Raw genomic sequence first — 17,367 nt, forward strand, 5'->3', positions numbered from 1 at the left:
CATTACTGGTAATTGACAATCACCTGATTGCTGATCACCCGCAGCGGCGGGTTCAAACTGCCGCGCGCCTGCACGTAATAAACAAAACGCAGTTCGGCGTTCGCCGATTCGCCCTGCAACCCGGTGCTACTGCCACTGCCGCCGCTCAGCGCAATGCAGCGGGTCTGGGTACAAAGCTGCACCTGCATACCGGCCGGTTCGGCGGCCAGCAACCGGTAACGCCAACTGACGCTGGTAATACGCGCATTGGCATTCGGTAACTCGTTAGGTGCACGCAGCCCTGGTGATTCTCCCCGCTCTCCGCCATGTTCCAGCGTGGCGCCGACGCTGTCGGCTACCCAGGAACCGGACGCCGCCTGCAAGCTCAGCGGAGCCAACAGGCAGATTACCGCCATGCTGTATTTCATTATGCGGCCCCAATGGTCGAGGTCATGCGGATTTGGCGGTCGTCGTTGATTTCCAGATTCGACAGCACCACCAGTTGCGGCAGGCTACGGCGCAGGAAGCGTGCCAGCAAGGCCCGCAGTGCATGATTCACCAGCAGCACCGGTGGCGCACTGAGCATTTCCTGACGCTGTAACGCCTGTTTGGCCTGATCCAGCAGACGGTCCGCCAGCCCTGGCTCCAGACCACCACCGCCCTGCAATGCCTGCAATAACAGGCGCTCAAGCTGGGTGTCCAGACCAATGACCTGAATTTCACCGTTGCCCGGGAACCACTGCTGGGTGATGGCCCGTCCCAACGCAACCCGTACCACGGTCGTCAGTTCATAGGGATCGGTTTGTGTCGGTGCATGCTCCGCCAGAGTTTCGATAATGGTGCGCATATCGCGGATCGAAACCCGTTCAGTCAGCAGGTTCTGCAACACCTTGTGCAAGGTGGTCAGCGTCACCACGCCCGGCACGAAATCTTCGGTCAGTTTCGGCATATCCTGCGCTACGCGATCCAACAGCTGCTGCGTTTCCTGTCGACCAAACAGCTCGCTGGCGAACTGACCAATCAAATGATTCAGGTGGGTTGCTACCACGGTGCTGGCTTCTACCACGGTAAAGCCCTGGATCTGCGCCTGCTCACGCAGCGCGCTGTCAATCCATACCGCTTCCAGCCCAAACGCCGGATCGGTGGTTTTATCCCCCGCCAATTCACCTACCGCGTTGCCGGGGTTAATTGCCAGCCAACGTCCAGGCTGCGCTTCACCGTTGCCGATCTCTACCCCCTTCATCAGAATGCGGTAACTGGCAGGCGGCAATTCCAGATTGTCGCGAATATGCACCACCGGCGGCAGGTAACCCATCTCCTGCGCAAACTTTTTACGGATGCCGCGGATACGGCCGAGCAGTTCGCCGTTCTGCTGGAAATCCACCATCGGGATCAATCGGTAACCGACTTCCATACCCAGCGGATCTTCCAACTGTACGTCAGACCAACTGGCTTCCACGGCCTGCGGGTTATCCTGCGTTATCGGCGCCTCCTGCTCTTTGGGGGCTTGCTGATCCCGCCCACGCAGCCACCAGGCCAATCCCAACAGCCCGGCGGTGAACAGCAGGAAGACCAGGTTCGGCATCCCCGGCACCATACCAAGCAGGCCGAGCACGGCGGCGCTGAGCAACATGACGCGCGGATTGTTGAACAGTTGGCCGACCATTTGTTCGCCAACGTCCTGATCAGTCGCCACGCGGGTCACGATAACGCCGGCCGCGGTCGAAATAACCAATGCCGGGATCTGCGCCACCAAACCGTCACCGATAGTCAGCAAGGTATAGGTTTCCGCCGCCGTACCCACTTCCATCCCGTGCTGGATCACCCCGACCAGCAGACCCCCGACCACGTTCAGTATCATGATCATCAGGCCGGCGACCGCATCACCACGAACGAACTTACTGGCACCGTCCATCGAGCCGTAGAAGTCGGCCTCCTGCGTGACTTCAGAACGGCGTTTTTTCGCTTCTTCTTCACCGATCAAACCGGCGTTGAGATCGGCATCGATCGCCATCTGCTTGCCCGGCATACCGTCCAGCACAAAACGCGCGCCGACTTCGGCGATACGTCCGGCACCCTTGGTGATCACCATAAAGTTGATCAGCACCAGAATGATAAACACCACAATACCGATGGCGAAGTTACCGCCTACCAGGAAGTGGCCGAAGGCTTCTACCACACGCCCGGCAGCGGCGGAGCCGGTATGCCCTTCCATCAGGATGATGCGCGTCGAAGCTACGTTGAGCGACAGGCGCAGTAAGGTCGAGAACAGCAAGATGGTGGGGAATGCGGCAAATTCCAGCGTGCGCTGGGTAAACATCGCGACCAGCAGCACCATGATCGACAAGGCAATATTGAAGGTGAACAACAGATCGAGGATAAATGCCGGCAACGGCAGCACCATCATCGACAGGATCATCAGAATCAGTATCGGGCCGGCCAATACCTGCCACTGTGTATCTTTAAAACTGCCCGGCAAACGAAGCAAGGCGGCCAAATTAGCCATTAGTGTCACTTTCTCCAGCAAAATCCAGTGCTTCCGGCACCGGTAAACGTTCAGGTTTTTTCGGGATCAGCCCGCCTTCGCGCCGCCAGCGTCTTAGCTGGTAAACCCAGGCCAGAACTTCGGCCACGGCGGCGTACAGGGTGGCGGGAATGTGTTGTCCAATTTCGCTGTGTCGATACAGCGCACGTGCCAGCGGCGGCGCCTCCAGCATGGGAATGCGGTGTTCCGTACCCAGTTCGCGGATACGCAGCGCAATTTCGCCGGCCCCCTTGGCCAGCACCTTCGGCGCGCTCATTTTTTTGTCGTTGTACTGCAGTGCGACGGCGTAATGAGTTGGGTTGGTGACGATAACGTCGGCCTTCGGCACGTCGGCCATCATGCGCCGCCGGGCTATGGCACGCTGCTGTTGGCGAATACGCCCTTTAACGTGCGGATCGCCCTCCTGGTCCTTGAACTCGTCGCGGATGTCCTGCTTGGTCATCTTCAACTTTTTGAAGTGGCTCCACAGCTGGTAAAACACGTCAAACGCCACCATCGGCGTTAGCGCCAGCACCACCAGCAAACCGCAAAAGATGATCATCTGCAGCGCATTGCCGAGCGCATCAAGTGGTTGCTGGGTTATCAGGTGCAGCATCGCTGCCCAGTTGTGCCACAGGTATAAACCGGTGACCCAGCCCACCAGTGTCGCCTTCAGGATGCCCTTCAGCAGCTCCGCCAGCACCTGACTGGAAAAGATCCGTTTTAGCCCGGACAAGGGATTCATGCGCTTTAAATCGAACTTGAGCGATTTACCGCTGAGCAGCAGGCCGCCCAACAGCATCGGCGCGGTGATGGCCACCAGCGTCAGCCCCGCCATCACCGGCAACAGCGCCCATACCGCCTGGCGTAACAGCATCCCCAACTGGCGCAGCATCTGTTTATCGTTGCTGACCATGCTGTGATCGAAATTCAGGCCCTGCGTCAGCATCATCGCCAACTGGTGCGACATATTGCTGCCGGCAATCCAGATGATCGATAAGCCCGCCACCAGCATCAACACCGACGTCAACTCGCGCGAACGCGGGATCTGGCCATCTTCACGTGCCTTTTCCACCCGGTGGGGTGTGGGGGCCTCGCTCTTTTCCAGATCGCTGTCTTCAGCCACGGATGCGCTTCCTGTGCCGGGAGGGAATAAAATTGCCGCCAGCATGCCAAAAAATCACGGATTTCATTGATGGAACAGCGGGGAAAAAGGCGGGTTATTTGCGGGATGAGTGAATGGTGAAACGTTAAAACCCTTTCTGATACCTGGGACGCAGCAAAGCCGCGCCCCAGAGAACATCAGAAACCGAGGCTGTCGAGCAGGTCGTCCACCTGTGCCTGGTTGGCTATTACACCGGCACCGTTCTGGTCGAGCTGCGGGCCATTGAGCAGGCTGTCGTTCGGCTTTTTCTCTTTCGCCGGCTGTTCAGGAATGTTTTCCATCAGCACCATCAGCAACTGTTTTTCAATCTCCTGCACCACATCCATCATGCGCTTGATCACCTGACCGGTCAGATCCTGGAAGTCCTGTGCCATCATGATTTCCAGCAACTGGGCATTGGTGAATGCCGTATGTTCCGGCACCTGCTCCAGGTACTGGCGGGTGTCGGTGACCAGTTCGCGCGCGTCGTCCAGTTCGATCGGATCGGCGAACCAGTCGTCCCAGCGGCCTTTTAATGCCTTGGCCTCTGACTCCAGCGCCGCCTGACGCGGCTGCGCGGCTTCCACACAGTTCAACGCCCGTTCCGCTGCCTGCGCCGTCATGGTGACCACGTAATCCAGACGATCGCGTGCATCCGGGATTGCCTCTGCCGCCTGGGCGATCGCCTGATCAAGCCCCAGTTCGCGCATGCTGTCGCGCAACATGCGCGTCAGTTGGCCAATGCGGGAGATAATCTCTCCCGCGGTTGCCGCATCGCTGGCAGGCATTGGAATGTCTCTCATCGCCCCTCTCCTTACATGCCCAGTTTTTCAAAGATCTTGTTGAGCTTTTCTTCCAGCGTTGCCGCCGTAAAAGGTTTCACCACGTAACCGCTGGCACCGGCCTGCGCCGCCGCGATAATGTTTTCTTTCTTGGCTTCCGCCGTGACCATCAATACCGGCATGCTCGCCAACGCGCCGTCGGCACGAATGGTTTGCAACAGCTCCAGGCCGTCCATGTTCGGCATGTTCCAGTCGGAGACCACAAAGTCGAAATCACCGGCACGCAGTTTGTTCAGTGCGTCCGCACCGTCCTCGGCTTCTTCAACGTTGTTGAATCCCAACTCTTTCAGCAAGTTTCTGACGATGCGACGCATAGTGGAAAAATCATCGACCACCAGAAACTTGAGGCTCTTGTCTGCCATTTTTATTCCCAACCTTTAAATTATTCAAAACAACGGCCACCTCGCGGCGGCCATTAGCGATAGCCCTGTAAAAAGGGCATAAAATCAAATACGTAATGCTTGACCACCGGCAATTTGCGCCAGCATGCGTTGGCTCATGCGATCCAGCTCTACCACTTCGTTGACGCCACCGGTGGCAATCGCCTCGCGCGGCATACCGAACACCACGCAACTGGCTTCGTTCTGCGCCAGGGTATAAGCACCGGCACGATGCATTTCCAGCATGCCCATCGCGCCGTCATTGCCCATGCCGGTCAGGATCACGCCCACGGCATTGCGCCCGGCGTACTGCGCAACCGAGCGGAACAGCACGTCCACCGAAGGCCGGTGGCGGTTGACCGGCGGACCATCATGCAGTTTCACCTGGTAATTCGCCCCGCTGCGTGACAATTCCAGATGGCGATCGCCCGGTGCGATATAGGCATGGCCCGGCAGCACGCGTTCGCCGTCCTCGGCCTCTTTCACCGTGATCTGACATAGCTTGTTCAGCCGTTCGGCAAACGAACGGGTAAAGCCCGGTGGCATATGCTGGGTGATCAATAACGCCGGGCTGGTGGCCGGTAGCGGCTGCAACACCTGGCGAATAGCTTCCGTTCCGCCAGTAGAGGCGCCGATGGCGATCAGTTTTTCACTGCTCAACAGCGGTGCGTGACTGAGGATCGCCGGGGCTGGGCTAGTGGAACGCTGTGGTAGCCGCGCCTTGGCCGCCGTGCGGATTTTCTCGGCAATCAGTTCGCTGTAGGCCAGCATGCCTTCACGAATTCCCAACTGCGGTTTGGTGACGAAATCCACCGCCCCCAGCTCCAGCGCGCGCAGCGTAATTTCTGACCCTTTGCCCGTCAGTGACGACACCATCACCACCGGCATCGGCCGCAGACGCATCAGTTTCTCAAGGAAGTCGAGGCCATCCATGCGCGGCATTTCAACGTCCAGCGTCAGCACCTGCGGATTAAACTTTTTGATCAGATCGCGTGCGACCAGCGGATCCGGCGCGCTCGCCACCATCTCCATATCAGGGTGACTGTTGACAATTTCGGTCATCAACTGCCGCATCAGGGCCGAGTCGTCCACGCACAATACTCTGATTTTATTCATTACCTCTCCTTGGTCAGGCCATACACGGTCTGCCCACGCAAGTAGAAATCCCGGCTGATCTGGCTGAAGTTCTCGGAGTGCCCGGCAAACATCAGGCCCCCCGGTTTAAGCAAGGGCACGAAGCGACGCAGAATGCGCTCCTGTGTCGCCTTGTCGAAATAGATCATCACGTTGCGGCAGAAAATGGCGTCAAATTGCCCCGGCAGTGCCCATTCAGGGGCCAACAGATTGAGCGACTGAAAATTCACCCGCCCCGCCAGCTCCGGTCGCACCCGCACCAATCCCTGATGCGGCCCGGTGCCGCGCAGGAAATAACGCTGCATCTGCGTCGGCGTCAGGGTGCGCAAGTCTTCCTGGCGATAAACCCCCGCTTCGGCCTTTTCCAGTACCTGGGTATCGATGTCACTGGCCCACACCTGGCAACCGGTGGCACGTTGCCCCAGCACTTCACTGAGCGTGATGGCGATCGAGTAAGGTTCTTCACCGGTCGATGCCGCAGTGCTCCACACGCAATAACCATTCGGCCGTGAACGCGCATGCTCTGCCAGGATCGGGAAGTGATGCGCTTCGCGGAAAAAAGCCGTCAGGTTGGTGGTCAGCGCATTGATAAACGCCTGCCATTCGGCGCTGTTCGGATCGCTTTCCAATAGCGCCAGATAGTCACCAAAATCGTTCAGACCCAACAGTCGCAGACGTCGTACCAAACGGTTGTAAACCATCTCGCGTTTGTGCTCTGCCAGCACGATACCGGCGCGCTGGTAAATCAGCTGGCTGATACGGCGGAAATGCACATCCAGCAACGGCAGACGCTGCACCATCTGCGTCAATAAGGTCGCAGGGTCCCGGTTAGGGGTCGAGGGTGCCGGCTTCATACCATGTCACTCAAAAAAAACGGGCTGCTTATGCGGTTTGACAATCTGGGGCTTCCTTTACCACGGGTGAAACTGCGTTTTGAGAGTTGGCCGGGGCGGTGAAGTTATCGTCCGCCAGGCGGAATACCGCTACCGCGTCGGCCAGGGTTATCGCCTGTTCCTCCAGCGCGATGGCCGCCGAGGCCGCTTCCTCCACCAGTGCGGCGTTTTGTTGTGTTACCTGATCCATCTGGGTTACTGCCTGCGTCACCTGTTCAATACCGCGGCTTTGCTCATCAGATGCCGAGGCGATTTCACCCATAATGTCGGTAACCCGGGTGACTGAACGAACGATGTCCTGCATGGTGGCACCGGAGTTTTCCACCAGCACCGACCCTTGCTTGACGCGGCTGACCGATTCGTCGATCAGCCCTTTGATTTCTTTCGCTGCCTGCGCGCTACGTTGCGCCAGATTGCGTACTTCACCGGCCACCACCGCAAAACCTCTGCCCTGCTCACCGGCGCGCGCCGCTTCTACCGCTGCATTCAGCGCCAGAATATTGGTCTGGAAAGCAATGCCGTCGATCACGCTGGTAATGGCGCCAATCTTCTGCGAACTGTTGGCAATGTCATGCATGGTAGTGACCACGTCGCCCGCCAGCTCGCCGCCTTTGGCCGCCGTGGTGGAAGCATCACGCGCCAGTTGCGAAGCCTGACGTGCGTTATCGGCGTTCTGTTTCACCGTGGCGGTCAGTTGCTCCATGCTGGCGGCGGTTTCTTCCAACGAGGCGGCCTGCTGTTCGGTACGGGAAGAGAGATCGTTATTGCCCTCGGAAATTTCCTGCAGGCCGATCAGGATCGACTCCGCCCCGTCGCGCACCGCACCCACGGTGCCAATCAGCGATTGCTGCATACGCTGCAGGCTGGCGAACAGTTGGCTGATTTCGTTACGGCCATACACCTGGATCGGCGTAGCCAGATCGCCGGCGGCAATGCGGTCAAAATGACTGCGCATAATATCCAGCGGTCTTACCAACATATTACGCAGCCACCACATGGCGCTGCCGGTGACCACAATCAGCATCAGCACCGCACCGGCCACCAACCAACCAGACAGGGTAAAGGAGCGCTGATTCGCCGCGTTGGCATCGCTGACGTTGGCACTGACCAGTTGCAGATACTGGACAAAATCGGCTTCGAACAGGTCCTGGGTTTTCTGCGTCGGCTGGTCCATAAACGCCTGCAGGTTATCGTTCTCCAGGAAGCCAATCAGCTCACGCAGTGCGCCGCGCAGCCGGTCATAGCTGGCCTTGGTGGTTGCGGTCAGTTGCTGTTCCTGTTCGCTGTTGCGCGGTACTGCCAGGAACTGGTTGAAATAGAGGTCGGCTTTTTGCAGTGAACTGCGCGCGTTGCCCATCAGCGCATTGACCTGATCCTGCGGCAGCTTGAGCGCCGCACGGGTACCGGCGCGGTTGAGCGTATTGCGAGCCTGTAACAGCGATACCCAGCTCAGGCTAAGAGCATCGCGCTGCTGGCTGCCGAGGGTGATCAGATTCAGGTTGTGGTTATCGGAACGAAAAGCGGTGTACGACAAGCCGCTGGTGGCCAACTGCATAACACAAAAAGTCATCAACAACAGAAACAGACTGGTAGAGACGCGGATTCGGTTAAACACTGTGAACCTCCTTGCAGCCGGCCGATGGCCAGCTCAGATTTCTGGCAAAGCAGACGGGGAATCGGCCTCCCCCTAACAGGAGGAGGCCTAATGCCGGTTAGAACGTTTCCCAGTTATCCTGCGGATCGCTGGCGTTCATTTTTTTATGATTGAGTACCGGAGTGACTGTTGCCTTGCTGCTGACAGGCATTTTGAATTCGTCCTGGCCTGCCGCTTTTAAACGGAACACCGCCACCGACTGGGTCAGCATGCTGGCCTGCTCTTCCAACGCTGCGGCCGCAGAGGCGGACTCTTCCACCAGTGAGGCGTTCTGCTGGGTGACGCGGTCCATTTCCGCTACCGCCTGGCCGACCTGATCGATACCACGGCTCTGTTCGTCGGACGCCGAAGCGATCTCCCCCATGATGTCGGTAACGCGGGTGACGGCATTGACGATATCGCCCATGGTTTCACCGGCGCTTTCCACCAGTACCGAGCCCATATCAACGCGATTGACGGAATCTTCGATCAATCCTTTGATTTCCTTCGCCGCCTGGGCACTGCGCTGTGCCAGATTGCGCACTTCGCCAGCGACCACCGCAAAACCACGGCCCTGTTCACCGGCGCGTGCCGCTTCTACCGCTGCATTCAATGCCAGGATGTTGGTCTGGAAGGCAATACCGTCGATCACGCCGGTAATGTCGGCAATTTTCTGCGAACTTCCGGCGATGTCATGCATGGTTTGCACCACATTGGCCACCACCTTGCCGCCTTTCTGCGCGGTTTCGGAAGCGCTCAACGCCAGTTGGCTGGCCTGACGGGCATTTTCGGCGTTCTGTTTCACGGTGGCGGTCAACTGCTCCATGCTGGCAGCGGTTTCCTCCAGTGAGGCGGCCTGCTGTTCGGTACGTGAAGAGAGATCGTTGTTACCGGCGGCAATTTCGGATGCGCCGCTGTAGATAGCGTCGGCCCCCTGGCGCACACCGCTGACGGTGTCGATCAGTTCGTTTTGCATATGTTTGAGGCTGGCGGCCAGCACGCCCATTTCATTGCGGCTGGTCACGGCGATCGGCTGGGTCAGATCGCCGGCGGCAATCATTTTGATGTGTTCAATCATGCGGTTCAGCGGACGCACCAGAATGTGGTGAATACCGCTCCACACCAGGACAATCACCGCCAATACGGCCAACAGCACCACCGCCAACGTCCAGATAGCGAAGTTGAAGGAGTTGTTACTGTCTTCCACTGCGTTCTGGTAAAGCTTGTCGTTCTGCGCCAGGTAGGTGTTGTAGATATCTTCGAACGCGTCCTGATAGCTTTGTGTCGGCTGGTCAAAGAAGGCGTTGATTTTGCCTTCACCCAGTAACACGGTCAGTTCGGTCAAGGCGCCATGCAAAATGCCGTATTGCTGCTTGAGTTTTTCGGCCGACTGCACGTCCTGACGGGCATTGAGAGGAATTTTGTCATAGGCGGCGTAGTGTTGCTCTGCCACCACCAGGTTGCTTTTGGCTCGCGCCAGCAGCTCGGCGACGGTGGCGCCGCTGCCAATATTGTTGGTGTCCATCATGTGGCGGATACCGGCACGGTTTAGTGTGTTGCGAGCCTGCAGCAGGTTGACCCAGCTTTCGTTCAGCTCGGACTGTTGCTGACGAATGGTCTGCAATACGGTGAAGTTTTCTTTGTCATTCTTCAGTGAGGAGAAGAAGAGCCCGCCTGAAACCAGCTGCAAGGCGCCAAATAACACCAGCACCAGTAACAGGCTGGTGACCACCTTCATACGATTAAACATGTTTTCCCTTGATAAACGCCCGCGCGGACAGGCCCTGATTACGTTGATTGACAGAGTTATCGGCGCGGCGGGAAAGAACTTTATGCGGGGAGGTAACTATTTTTATGTAGGGTTTTGATGCAAAGGTTGCCTTTAAGCCTGAGATACCCGGGCCTAGCGCACCGAGGGGCGGCTCCGGCGGACAAGCCGCTACGACCCCTTCGGCACGCTCTCCCTAATAACGGGCATTGTTAGCCGCCTTAAAGGCGCGGCATGCAGCGCCCCTACAGAGGATTCGACAGATCAGGCGCTTTTCGCCACGCTGTCGACCAGGGACATCTCTTCGCTGCTCAGCAGCTTTTCGATATCCACCAGGATCAACATACGGTCACCCAGCGAACCCAGGCCGGTCAGGTACTCGGTCGCCAGGGTCACGGCAAATTCCGGTGCCGGACGGATCTGCTCGGTGGTCAGCGACAGCACGTCGGATACGCCGTCAACCACAATACCCACCACCCGTTGACCAAAGTTCAGTACGATCACCACGGTGTTTTCATCGTAAGACACATCCTGCTGAGCAAACTTCACCCGCAAGTCGATAATCGGCACAATCACGCCGCGCAGGTTGGTGACGCCCTTGATAAAGGCCGGAGTGTTGGCGATGCGAGTCACCTGATCGTATCCGCGGATCTCCTGCACCTTGAGGATATCAATGCCATATTCCTCATTGCCCAAGGTAAAAATCAGGAATTCTTGCCCTACCGTTTCGCCAGCCAGTTTGCTGACGGTTGCCAGTCCTGCCATGTCATTCACCCTTCAAATCAATAGATTAATTATTATGCGGCTGCGTCGGTCTGACGCTGTTCACGGTTCAGCGTTTGCAGCGCCGAGACATCGACAATCAGCGCCACGCTGCCATCGCCGAGAATAGTGGCGGCGGAAATACCCGGCACTTTGCGATAGTTGCTTTCCAGATTCTTCACCACCACCTGATGCTGACCGACCAATTGATCTACCAGTAACGCATAGCGACGACCGGCACTTTGCAGGATCACCACAATGCCCTGAGTGGCATCGGTTTTGGCACCTGCCACTTCGAACACCCGGAACAGTTCCACCAGCGGCAGATATTCACCGCGCACCTGCAACACCCGCTCGCCACCGGCCAATGGATGCAGGTCTTCGGCCTGCGGCTGCAGTGATTCCATCACCGCGTTGAGCGGCAGGATAAACACTTCGTCGTTCACCTTGACCGACATACCGTCGAGAATGGCCAGCGTCAACGGCAGCAGGATACGGATCGCGGTGCCCTTGCCTGCCTGAGAATGGATTTCTACATGCCCACCCATCTCCTGAATATTTCGCTTCACTACGTCCATGCCGACGCCGCGACCGGACACATCGGTGACCTGTTCTGCAGTGGAAAAGCCCGGCGCAAAGATCAACATGCCGACGTCTTCATCGCTCATGCTGTCACTGACGGCCAGCCCCTGTGAGGCCGCTTTGGCGAGAATTTTCTCACGGTTCAGACCGGCGCCGTCGTCGGTCACCTCGATGCAGATATTGCCGCCCTGATGTTCCGCCGACAGGATCAGATTACCCACCGCCGATTTACCGGCCGCGACGCGCGTATCCGGATCTTCAATGCCGTGATCCAGACTGTTGCGCACCAGGTGGGTCAAGGGATCGATAATGCGTTCGATCAGGCTTTTATCCAGTTCGGTCGAGCTGCCCTGGAGCTGCAACTCCACCTGTTTATTCAGTTTGCCGGCCAGATCGCGCACCAGTCGAGGGAAGCGGCTGAACACGTACTCCATCGGCATCATGCGGATCGACATCACCGACTCTTGCAGGTCGCGCGCGTTGCGTTCCAACTGGCTCATGCTGTTGAGCAGGTCACCGTGATTCACCGGATCCAGGCTGCCCGAACGTTGCGCCAGCATCGATTGGGTGATCACCAGTTCACCGACCAGGTTGATCAATTGGTCCACTTTCTCTACCGCTACGCGGATGCTGGTGGATTCACTGGCCTTGGCCCGTGGTTTGGCGACTTCGACAGCCGCAGGAGCCGGTTTGACCACTGGAGCTACCGAGGCGGCAGGCGCTGACTGTACCGGTGCGACTGGCGCGACTTCGGCCTGCGGCGGTGTGGCGAAGCTGATTTGCTCCGGCTCCAGCACAAAACAGAGTACCGCGCTGATGTCATCTTCGCTGGCGGAGGTCAGCAGCGTCACTTCCAGGCTGTTTTCGGTCTGCTGCGGATTTTTCACCTCGCCCAGATTCCCCAGCTCTTCGAGCATCAGCGGGACTTCGCTGGGCTTGAGGCCACTCAGGCAAATTCGCATTCCGCCTTCAATAGCTGCTGGGACTGCGACGGCCTGTTCCGTGGCCGGATGCGCTGCGGGGGCATCCTGTTGCTGTGCGTCCAACGCCAGCTGCCGCAACGCCTGGCAGATGTATTCAAAGCTGTCGGCGTCAGGTTTTTGCGACGTCTTATAGGCGTCCAGTTGCTCCTGCATAATGTCTTTGGTTTCCAGAAACAGGTTGATAATCTCGGTGCTCAGGCTCATTTCCTGACGCCGCGCACCATCGAGCAGGTTTTCCAGCAGATGGGTGGTTTCCTGCAGTACCGTAAAGCCAAAGGTCGCCGCACCACCTTTGATGGAATGCGCTGCGCGGAAAATGGCGTTCAGCGGCTCAATGTCCGGCGCCAGCGGATCCAACTCCAGCAGGTGTTGCTCCATATCGGCCAGCAACTCGTCTGCTTCATCAAAAAAGGTCTGATAAAACGCACTAATATCCATGCTCACGGGATCACCTCTGCTGTGAGTCGCTGTTAGTCGGTACTGGGTCAGCCGCCGGCTGCTCCGGTGCAATGAGGGTGGCCGGAGCCGTCGCCGCTGGGGCCAGCGACTTTAGCTCGACCGGCTGAGCAACATCCATTGCGTTGCTTTCGCCATTTTCGTGTTCAATGCCCTGTTGGGTTTGCTTGTTCAGCACCAGCACGGTGATACGGCGGTTGATGGCATCATCGGCGCCGTGCTGTTTCAGGCTCATGGTGGCAGCCATGCCCACCACCCGCAGCACCTTCCCTTCCGACAACCCGCCGGCAATCAGCTCACGCCGTGAAGCATTGGCGCGATCGGCCGAAAGCTCCCAGTTGCTGTAACCCCGCTCACCCGTGGCGTAAGGAATATCGTCGGTGTGGCCGGACAGGCTGATTTTATTCGGCAGATCATTGAGGATCGGGGCAATCGCCCGCAGGATGTCACGCATATAGCTTTCCACCTGCGCACTGCCGGTTTTGAACATCGGGCGATTCTGGCTATCGATGATCTGAATGCGCAGACCTTCATCCATCATGTTGATCAGCAGATGCGGGCGCAGCGCTTTCAGCCGCGGATCGGACTCAATCAGCTCATCGAGCTTTTCCCGCAGCTTGTTCAACCGCAGTTCCTCGTCGCGTTTCTCCAGCGTATCGATCTGCCTTTTCACCAGTCCGTCCTGCTGAGTCGGGTCATCGCCTCCTCCGGGAATCGGGCTGCTTTCCGAACTGCTCTTGTCACCGCTGGTCAGCGCCACTTTTAACGGCGTGCGGAAATATTCGGCAATTTGCGTCAGCTCCTGCGGGCTGGCGATAGCCAGCAGCCACATCACCAGGAAAAACGCCATCATCGCCGTCATAAAATCGGCGTAAGCAATCTTCCAGGAGCCGCCGTGATGGCTGGCCTGATGCGACTTGCGTTTTCTGACCAAAACAACCGGGTGATTCTGTTTCATGCCTGTTCTTCTTCCGTCGCCTGCTGTGCCGGCGCTTTCACCCGGCGCACATGTTCTTCCAGCTCGACGAAGGACGGACGCTCGGTGGTGTACAAGGTTTTACGGCCGAATTCGACGGCAATCTGCGGTGCGTAGCCATTGAGGCTGGACAGTAAAGTGACCTTGATGCACTGCATCATTTTGACGTTTTCGGCGCTTTTCTGGCGCAGCAAGGTAGCCAGCGGCGAGATAAAACCGTAGGCCAGTAAAATACCGAGGAAGGTGCCGACCATGGCGTTGGCGATCAACGCGCCCAGCTCGGCTGCCGGGCGATCGGCCGAGGCCAGCGCATGCACCACCCCCATCACCGCCGCCACAATACCGAAGGCCGGCAACGAGTCACCGACCATCGCCAGACTGCCTGCCGGGACTTCGCTTTCCTGTTCAAAGGTTTCGATCTCTTCGTCCATCAACGCTTCGATCTCAAACGCATTCATGTTGCCGCTCACCATCAGCCGTAAGTAATCGGTAATAAACTCTACGAGGGTGTTATCGGCAAGAATGCGCGGATAATTAGAGAAAATTTCACTTTCTTGCGGATTATCAATATCGAATTCGAGGGACAGCATGCCCTGCTGACGAGATTTGGCCAGCAGCAGGAACAGCAGCGCCATCAGGTCCATGTATAAATCTTTACTGTATTTCGAACGACGCATCAGCTTGGGGATGGCGCGCAGCGTGGATTTTATCGCCTTACCGTTGTTGCCCACGATAAAAGCGCCGATACCCGCGCCGCCGATAATCAAAAATTCTGCCGGCTGATAAAGCGCGCCCAGATGGCCCCCCACAATCAGGTAGCCCCCAAAGACCGCACCCAATACCACGAGATAACCCAAAATAACTAGCACACGCATTCCTTAAATTAACAATGTGGATGGAAGGTGGGATAAGCGCGCGTTTGAGACGCACCGACGCAGCAGGCTGGGCTGCGTCGATAGGCTCGGCATGCCGAACCCTGCGTGTCACAAATCGATTTATGTCTGGATAAACCGGCGCTGTCGCCGGCTCAAATCGCGCGTTTAACCTGCTCGTCCAGCAGTTGAGGAATAATATCGGCCAGTTGCGGCGAAAGTTTACGTCTTTTTACTGCGCGGGATGGGGGCTGGCATAAACTGCATACAAAACTGTTCAACGGTTGGTGCGCGTGGGTGATGAAAGTGCCGCCACAGCAGTTACAGGCAGAGAGCTGCAGCATGCCGCTATCGACGAAACGCACCAGCGTCCAGGCTCGGGTCAGCGCCAATAACGGTGCCTCTCCCGGTTGGTGTGGACACTGTTCCAGATACAACCGATAGGCTTTAATCACCGCCTCAACGCCAGTGCAGTGCCCACTCTTCATCAGGAAGCTGTAGGCGTTATAAAACATCGATGAATGGATGTTCTGTTCCCAGGTCATAAACCAGTCGGTCGAGAACGGTAACATCCCTTTCGGCGGTGGGCTGCCGCGTAATTCTTTATACAGTTTGATCAAACGCCCGCGGCTGAGCTGAGTTTCGCTTTCCAGCATCTGCAAACGGGCGCCCAGCGTAATCAGCTCCATTGCCAGCTGAATATCCTTGGCTTCCTGAACAATACTTTTCTCTGCCATCTTCAAGCTCTTTTCTTCGTCGCACTACCGTCTTTAGCCGATAGTTCTTGCAGTAAATGGCTTGATAGCAAAATGCCGGTATGGATTTGCTGCAGATCGTCCACACGCGATTCTTTCGTCAGGCGCTCGATCGTCTGGTGATCGTTAAAACGGAAGTGACAAACCAACTGGTTGGTCTCAGCCAGTTTAACCATTTGTGGCAACGTGAGCTGAGCAAGTGCATCAGCCATAGTCTCGTCGATCCCCAGACGGAACATTGCCGATGCTTTCTCATCATTAATCAGACGCTGTGCTAAAAGTAAATATGACAAATTGATGTCATAAATATGCTTAAGTAATTCAGACGTACCCATATTCCCCATCCCGACAGACTATGTTTAAAAACATACGCTGGGTGATAATTTTTATCGCCCGTGACCTGGGTTTGTTCCCTAAGTTGGCAAATGAATCCCTGAATAACGTCCGTTATAAATTTATCAACATCACTAATTTCGAACCGTCATTCAGTATTTGATACGTGCGTAAACCTACGTGTATGGATGTACAGCATTTTGCTTCAGCAGTGTGTAATCACTGTGAAACTATTTTTACAAAATTAATAAGATTATTCCTAATGCAGCGCAACTCTACCCCCGAACCGTTAGCACACACAATGTAAGTAAGAGGCAATTTTAAATACAATGTGATCTAAGTCACAAAAATAAAAAATATTTAAGCCAAATATCTCGATCGCCGCCTGTTTTTTAACCTTGTTTTTGACCAAAAAACAACCATAAGTAAAAAAACGTCTTAAAAACAATGTATATAAGCCAAAAAAATATCTTTTTTAGATCAATTCGAACAAAAGCATTACCAAACTAAAATAACAGAACAAAAATCTGCTCGTAGCCGATAAAAGCAGTACAAATAACCATTTAATAAGCCATAAACTATCCACGTTGAAAAATAACGCACGTGAACTATAAGGCTATTAGGTTTCGGATTTGACTTAAAATCGGTGCCATTGGTTGTTTTAATTTTCATCTATTGTTCTTATTTGGTTAACAATAGCTCGCTTAGGTTGTGAACAAGAAAACAGACGTAACGATATATTTCCAAGCTGAGCGGATGAAAGTAGCAGGTTTCGATATTTTTTTGCGAAAAGTATTCCAGAACGTTTTATCGGCAATACTCATTTAAACTTTAATGATTTTTTATCGAAAATTAAAAATGGCTGAAAGCTCCGCTGATATTTATCAGTCAATAAAGGTCACTATCACTCTTATAAATCAAAATGCAGTTTCGTTTTATTTTATACCCGCGTTTCATCTATACACCCTGGATAGGAAGTGACTGCCAGACGGCCGGCCAACCGTTTTGCTCAGTGGCGGGTATACCCTATGTGACATCCTCACTAAAGGAATGGAAAGATCCCATTGAGTGGTTGCGGGATCTTGGGGCCAGCACGCCGCAGCACGCATTGGTCGGGGGAAGCCTTTCCTGCCTCTAGCCACCTGGATTGCTGGGGCCTGAGACTTTCCCTATTTTGCATGCCGATCGACAGCCAGGCATTGCCGACAATCCACGGGCATATTATTATTCGCAACGCAGGGTCACCTCGTACTCAGCCATCTATTACCGTATTGAAATTTATTTATTTGAAATTAATTTTTCAGGTCCCACATCACACTCTTTTGCTACTGTCTTGATGACAGGGTGATGT

General features: G+C 55.8%; 15 protein-coding genes. All 15 read right to left on the reverse strand.

The window, feature by feature from the left end:
- Window positions 1–2 precede the first annotated feature (2 nt).
- The gene (locus tag E5C26_RS15095) at window positions 3–407 is read right to left on the reverse strand and encodes a flagellar protein FlhE (RefSeq protein WP_135317039.1); all 405 of its coding nucleotides are present in this window, start codon (window positions 405–407) and stop codon (window positions 3–5) included.
- Window positions 407–2,485, reverse strand: coding sequence for a flagellar biosynthesis protein FlhA (gene flhA, locus E5C26_RS15100; protein WP_135317040.1), 2,079 nt, complete (start codon window positions 2,483–2,485; stop codon window positions 407–409). Before flhA ends, E5C26_RS15095 begins: the two co-directional genes overlap by 1 nt.
- Window positions 2,478–3,629 (reverse strand): flagellar biosynthesis protein FlhB, encoded by a 1,152-nt coding sequence (gene flhB / locus E5C26_RS15105; RefSeq protein ID WP_135317041.1) that lies wholly within the window; start codon window positions 3,627–3,629, stop codon window positions 2,478–2,480. The genes flhA and flhB overlap by 8 nt, the downstream gene beginning before the upstream one ends.
- Window positions 3,630–3,805: 176 nt before the next feature.
- Window positions 3,806–4,450, reverse strand: coding sequence for a protein phosphatase CheZ (gene cheZ / locus E5C26_RS15110; RefSeq protein ID WP_135317042.1), 645 nt, complete (start codon window positions 4,448–4,450; stop codon window positions 3,806–3,808).
- A gap of 11 nt (window positions 4,451–4,461) precedes the next feature.
- On the reverse strand, window positions 4,462–4,851 hold the full coding sequence (cheY, locus tag E5C26_RS15115; RefSeq protein WP_012145701.1) for a chemotaxis response regulator CheY: 390 nt from the start codon (window positions 4,849–4,851) through the stop codon (window positions 4,462–4,464).
- 84 nt (window positions 4,852–4,935) lie between these two features.
- Complete coding sequence (locus E5C26_RS15120; RefSeq protein ID WP_135317043.1) at window positions 4,936–5,985, reverse strand: protein-glutamate methylesterase/protein-glutamine glutaminase; 1,050 nt, start codon at window positions 5,983–5,985, stop codon at window positions 4,936–4,938.
- Window positions 5,985–6,857, reverse strand: a complete 873-nt coding sequence (cheR, locus tag E5C26_RS15125; protein WP_026142427.1) for a protein-glutamate O-methyltransferase CheR — start codon at window positions 6,855–6,857, stop codon at window positions 5,985–5,987. Before cheR ends, E5C26_RS15120 begins: the two co-directional genes overlap by 1 nt.
- 28 nt (window positions 6,858–6,885) lie before the next feature.
- Window positions 6,886–8,511 carry a methyl-accepting chemotaxis protein gene (locus tag E5C26_RS15130; protein ID WP_135317044.1) on the reverse strand — a complete coding sequence of 542 codons (1,626 nt, stop codon included), beginning with the start codon at window positions 8,509–8,511 and terminating at the stop codon, window positions 6,886–6,888.
- Between the two features lie 97 nt (window positions 8,512–8,608).
- Window positions 8,609–10,279: a methyl-accepting chemotaxis protein gene (locus tag E5C26_RS15135; protein WP_135317045.1), complete on the reverse strand. Its 1,671-nt coding sequence runs from the start codon at window positions 10,277–10,279 to the stop codon at window positions 8,609–8,611.
- A 282-nt stretch (window positions 10,280–10,561) separates the two neighbouring features.
- A complete protein-coding gene (cheW, locus tag E5C26_RS15140; protein ID WP_012145706.1) occupies window positions 10,562–11,062 on the reverse strand; it encodes a chemotaxis protein CheW in 501 nt (166 codons plus the stop codon).
- A gap of 32 nt (window positions 11,063–11,094) precedes the next feature.
- Window positions 11,095–13,068: a chemotaxis protein CheA gene (gene cheA, locus E5C26_RS15145; protein WP_135317046.1), complete on the reverse strand. Its 1,974-nt coding sequence runs from the start codon at window positions 13,066–13,068 to the stop codon at window positions 11,095–11,097.
- 4 nt (window positions 13,069–13,072) lie between these two features.
- A complete protein-coding gene (gene motB / locus E5C26_RS15150) occupies window positions 13,073–14,038 on the reverse strand; it encodes a flagellar motor protein MotB (RefSeq protein ID WP_135317047.1) in 966 nt (321 codons plus the stop codon).
- Window positions 14,035–14,925 (reverse strand): flagellar motor stator protein MotA, encoded by an 891-nt coding sequence (gene motA, locus E5C26_RS15155; protein ID WP_017893240.1) that lies wholly within the window; start codon window positions 14,923–14,925, stop codon window positions 14,035–14,037. Before motA ends, motB begins: the two co-directional genes overlap by 4 nt.
- A gap of 158 nt (window positions 14,926–15,083) precedes the next feature.
- A complete protein-coding gene (gene flhC, locus E5C26_RS15160) occupies window positions 15,084–15,665 on the reverse strand; it encodes a flagellar transcriptional regulator FlhC (RefSeq protein WP_037418921.1) in 582 nt (193 codons plus the stop codon).
- 2 nt (window positions 15,666–15,667) lie between these two features.
- Complete coding sequence (gene flhD, locus E5C26_RS15165) at window positions 15,668–16,018, reverse strand: flagellar transcriptional regulator FlhD (protein ID WP_044552100.1); 351 nt, start codon at window positions 16,016–16,018, stop codon at window positions 15,668–15,670.
- Window positions 16,019–17,367: the final 1,349 nt, after the last annotated feature.

The organism is Serratia proteamaculans (genome assembly GCF_004684015.1).
Taxonomy (GTDB): domain Bacteria; phylum Pseudomonadota; class Gammaproteobacteria; order Enterobacterales; family Enterobacteriaceae; genus Serratia; species Serratia proteamaculans_F.